This window comes from Streptomyces sp. NH27, assembly GCF_056859195.1.
In genome coordinates this window covers 1-3,936 of record NZ_JACEGK010000644.1, presented here as the reverse complement: position 1 = coordinate 3,936, position 3,936 = coordinate 1, and the positions used below count along the sequence as shown (strand labels likewise).

Sequence of the window (3,936 nt, the reverse complement as noted above, 5' to 3'; positions counted from 1 at the left end):
GCCGACCACCGCGCGGATGAGGACGGTGCGGGCACCTACGCGGGCGTTGGCGCCGATGAGGCTGTCGCGGATCACGGCGCCGGGGGCGATGCGGGCGCCGGAGAGGATGGCGCTGCCCTCGATGAGGGCGCCGGAGCCGATGACGGCGCCGGGGGCGACGGAGGTGCCGGCGAAGAGTTTGGCGTCGTCGGCGACGACGGCGCCGGGGAGGATGAGGCGTTCGCCACGGCGGCCGGGGACGGCGGGCGAGGGGGCGCGGCCGAGGACGAGGTCGGCGGAGCCGCGTACGAAGGCTTCCGGGGTGCCGAGGTCGAGCCAGTAGGTGGAGTCGACCATGCCGTGCAGGTGGGCGCCGTCGGCGAGCAGGTCGGGGAACGTCTCGCGTTCGACGGAGACCGCGCGGCCGGCGGGGATCGCGTCGAGCAGGGCGCGGGTGAAGACGTACGCACCGGCGTTGATCTGGTCGGTGACGATCTCCTCGGGGCTCTGCGGTTTCTCGAGGAACGCGGTGACGCGGCCGTCGGGGTCGGTGGGTACGAGTCCGAAGGCGCGCGGGTCCTCGACGCGGGTGAGGTGCAGCGACACGTCGGCGCCGTTGGTGCGGTGGGCGGCGACCAGGGCGCGGATGTCCAGGCCGGTGAGGATGTCACCGTTGAAGACGAGGACCGGCTCGTCGGGCGCGGAGTGCAGCCGGTGGGCGACGTTGCGCAGGGCGCCGCCGGTGCCGAGCGGGTCGGTCTCGGTGACGTACTCCAGGTGCAGGCCGAGCGCGGAGCCGTCGCCGAAGTGCGGTTCGAAGACCTCGGCCAGGTAGGACGTGGCCATCACGATGTGCTCGACGCCGGCGGCGCGGGCCCGGGCCAGTTGGTGGGTGAGGAACGGGACCCCCGCGGCCGGGACCATCGGCTTGGGGGTGTGTACGGTGAGCGGGCGCAGTCTGGTGCCCTTGCCGCCGACCAGCAGGATCGCCTCGGTGGCGGGACGTTGGGTCGGATCGGCTGTACCGGCCGCGGAGGCGGGGTGTGCTCGCATGGGAACGATAGTGGCATAAGCCGTAAACCCGATAAACCATCATCTGATATCTCGTCAGCCGTTTCGCCGCCCCGTCCGACGGCCGCACCGCGCGGCGACCCGGATCTTCCCAGGTAGCCTGACCGGCGTGACCTCCAGCGCACTCACCCCCGCCGGACTGCTCGCCGACGCACTGCGCGCCGATCCGGGCCGCCCGTTGATCACGTTCTACGACGACGCGACCGGCGAGCGCGTCGAGTTGTCGGTGGCGACGTTCGCCAACTGGGTGGCGAAGACCGCGAATCTGCTCCAGGACGGCCTCGGCGCCCAACCCGGCGACCGGGTGGCGCTGCTGCTCCCCGCGCACTGGCAGACCGCGGTGTGGCTGCTGGCCGCGTTCTCCACCGGCGTGGTCGCGGTACCCGGCGGCGACCCGGCGGACGCGGACCTGGTGGTGAGCGGCCCGGACACGCTGGCGGAGGCCGAACGCTGCGGCGGCGAGCGGATGGCGCTGGCGCTGCGGCCACTGGGCGGGCGGTTCCCGCAGCCGCCGCGGGGGTTCGCGGACTACGCGGTCGAAGTGCCGGGCCAGGGCGACCGGTTCACGCCGTACGTGCCGGTGGGTCCGGACGACCCGGCGCTCGAACTCCCGGGCGGGGAGGTGCTCACCGGCGGCGAGGTGGTCGTCAGGGCGCGTTCCGCGGCCGACGCGCTGGAGCTGTCGCCCGGTTCGCGGTTGCTGTCCGGGCTGCCGTACGACGACTGGAACGGCCTGGCCGCCGGGCTGTTGGCGCCGCTCGCCGCCGGGTCCTCCGTGGTGCTGTGCCGACATCTCGACCAGCTGTCGGCCGACGGGCTGGCCCGCCGCAGGGACGCGGAGCGGGTCACCCACACGGCGGTCCCGGGCGCCGTCTGAGCGTCGCGCACCGCGCAGGTGTCGATCCTGCGTGAGAACTTCCTCAACTCCCGCACAGGTTGGGTGTCCTGGGCAACCCTTGAGGTGTTTCGACTGTCTGAACGAATGCCGTGCGGGTACTCGGGTCCGATCCCTCCGGCGACTGATGACGCCCGGCGCGATCCGCCGGGCCCCTGACCGAGGGACGGGCACGACGTGACCACGCCAGCAGAGCCACCACAGGACGACTCCGCCGCGGACGCGGTGGCCGGCTCCGCGACGGAGGCGGCCGACCCAGCGGACGAGACCGACGCGGACGCCGAGGGCCCCGACGCGGACAAGGGCCCCACCCCCGACAAGGGGTCCGGCGCGACCGAAGCTCCCGGCGCGGACAAGGGCGAACCGAGCCCGGTGACCGCACCGGCCGAGCCGACCGCCGAGGGCACCCCGGACTCCCCGGACACCCCGGAAGCACCCGACGCCCCCAACGCCTCCGAGATACCCGGCATATCGAACCCGGCCGCCGAGGACGCCCCCGGCACCCCGGAAGCGGCAGTCGCGGCGGTGGCGGCCGTGGCGGAAGCTCCCACGCGCCGGCGCCGTTTCAGATGGCTGAAGGTCGTCGCGATCAGCACCTCCGTGCTCGTACTGGCCTGCGCGGGTGGTGTCTGGTACGTCTACCAGCAGCTCAACGGCAACATCACCACCGACACGGTGACCGAGAACGAGCTGAAGGCGCAGGCGTCGCAGCGCCCGCCCGAGGGCCCGGCCTCGACCGAGAACATCCTGCTGATCGGCTCGGACAGCCGCGGCGGCAGCAACTCGAAGTACGGCAAGGACTCCGGTACGCAGCGCTCGGACACCACGATCCTGCTGCACCTGTCGGCCGACCGCAGCAACGCCACCGCGGTGAGCATCCCGCGCGACCTGATGGTGCACGTGCCGAAGTGCACGAAGTCCGACGGCAGCACGATCGACCCGAAGTTCGAACAGTTCAACTGGGCCTTCCAGTTCGGCGGCGCGGCCTGCACGATCCGCGCGGTCGAGCAGCTGACCGGGGTGCGGGTCGACCACCACCTGATCGTGGACTTCAACGGCTTCAAGAACATGGTGAACGCGGTCGACGGCGTCGAGGTCTGCACGCCGGAGCCGATCCACGACACGTTCTCGCACCTGAACCTGTCCAAGGGCAAGCACAAGCTCAACGGCGAGCAGTCGCTGGGCTACGTACGGGTCCGGCACGGCCTCGGCGACGGCAGCGACACCGAACGGATCAGCCGCCAGCAGGACTTCCTCGCGTCGCTGATCAAGAAGGTGCAGAGTGACGGGGTGTTGCTCAACCCGGGGAAGGTGTACCCGCTGCTGAACGCGGCCACCAAGTCGCTGACCGCCGACCCCGGTCTCGACTCGCTCAGCGAGCTGTACTCGCTGGCGCAGCGCCTGCAGAAGATACCCACCGGGGCGATCCACTTCGTCACCACGCCCGTCGAGCAGTACGTCCAGGACCGCAACCGCGACCAGCTCGTACAGCCCGACGCCGACAGCCTCTTCGCCGCCGTGCGCGCCGACCAGCCGGTGCAGGTGAGCAGCGACGGCAAGAGCAACAGCTCCGGCAGCGGCACCAACTCGGCCTCGGGCACACCGGACCCGTCCGGGACCCCCTCGGGCACCTCCTCCGCCACCTCCTCGGGCACCCATTCGAACACCCCGACATTCAAGGGGACGACGGCCGACCGAGACATCTGTGGCAAAGGCCGATGAACTAAGGTAGGGCGCTCCGGCCACTGCGGATGGAGGTCCTGAGCGACCGTGGACACGCAAGGCTCCGGGTACATCGACCCGGCGGACCAGTGGGTGCTCGACCCGGTCACGGGCACCTACCAACTGCGGCTGGAACCGGCCGAGTCGGCGAACCCGCCCGCATCCGGCTCCGTACCCCCGGCGGTACCGCCCGCCCAGCAGGCCGGCGCCGGCGGGTACGACCCGGGGCCGTACGAGCAGACGGCCGCGGCGGACCTCGGCCCCAGCCC

3 protein-coding genes and 1 pseudogene are annotated in these 3,936 nt (G+C 72.0%); 3 read left to right on the top strand and 1 reads right to left on the bottom strand.

Features of this window, described 5'->3' with window-relative positions; genetic code table 11:
• The coding region (gene manB, locus AC13HU_RS33710; protein WP_483045791.1) for a mannose-1-phosphate guanylyltransferase at window positions 1–1,032 on the bottom strand (1,032 nt) is incomplete at its 3' end.
• 127 nt (window positions 1,033–1,159) lie between these two features.
• On the opposite strand from manB, the gene AC13HU_RS33705 reads away from it, so the two are divergent.
• The 3 genes and pseudogenes from AC13HU_RS33705 to AC13HU_RS33695 all read left to right on the top strand — a co-directional run.
• Entirely contained in the window at window positions 1,160–1,927 is a 768-nt protein-coding gene (locus AC13HU_RS33705) for a TIGR03089 family protein (protein ID WP_483045790.1), read from the top strand.
• Window positions 1,928–2,122: 195 nt separating this feature from the next.
• A complete protein-coding gene (locus AC13HU_RS33700; protein WP_483045789.1) occupies window positions 2,123–3,667 on the top strand; it encodes an LCP family protein in 1,545 nt (514 codons plus the stop codon).
• Window positions 3,668–3,715: 48 nt separating this feature from the next.
• Window positions 3,716–3,936 (top strand): annotated as a pseudogene (locus tag AC13HU_RS33695) (LCP family protein); the annotation flags it as partial.